This is a genomic window from Oleiphilus sp. HI0132 (assembly GCF_001635845.1).
On the sequence record NZ_LWGJ01000012.1, the window covers coordinates 1 to 828 of the forward strand.

1 protein-coding gene is annotated in these 828 nt (G+C 44.7%); it reads right to left on the minus strand.

The genetic code is table 11. The annotated features are described in order from the left end of the window. On the minus strand, positions 1-828 hold an 828-nt coding region (locus tag A3766_RS00220; RefSeq protein ID WP_197479130.1), incomplete at both ends, for a flagellar hook-length control protein FliK.

An 828-nucleotide genomic window follows, 5' to 3' on the forward strand; every position in this document is an offset into this window, starting at 1 on the left:
GTGAAATCGATTCTGTCGTAGCTGTTTCACTACTAGAATCTTCAGAATCTTCTTGCTGATCTTCCGAGCCATTAGAACCTTGCTGCTGATCATTGGATGCAAAACGCTCATCACCGCTGCGTGCATCGACATTCACTTCCTGAAGCTCAACGCCGTTTGTCTCCATCATTTCACGTAAACGCACAACGTTAGATTCAAGCATTTCCCTGACTGAAGCATTATGGGCGTTAAATGTAATGGCTGCTGCATCATTTTGAACAGAAATTTTTACATCAATTGGACCAAGCTCAGCAGGGTTTAAGTGGATCTCTGCAGACTGAATTGCCTTTCCCGTAAGCCAAACTATCTTCTGGCCAACTTCCTCCCCCCACTCAACCTCATCCAAACCCGTCATTACTGTTGTCGAGTAAGGCGCGTTATCTAATTTCTGCTGCACTTCCGAAAACGTTGTTTTAAGTAGCGAAGATGAACGCTCTACACCACTACCAATCGTTTTTTCCAGAATGCTTTCAACACTACTAGTACTATCCGCAATCGCCTTAAACTTTGATTCACCTTGCAATGCCTGACTAACAACCTCCTCTTCCAAATTGAGCTTAGCACTGCCATTTTGGGACAAATTCTGAGGAGACAACCCAAGCCCTGAATCAATATTAGAATTGGTAAGCGGAGCTGCTTGAATTTGGTTTGCCGTATTTAGGTTCACCTGAGACTTCTTAGCATCCTGGTTTTGAAAAGATACGCCAGGCAAAACACTTACTGGCGCCACACCTGAATCAAGCCCAGTCAATGCTTGTGGAAGGTTAGCACTTACCGGTGCAAGGGCTT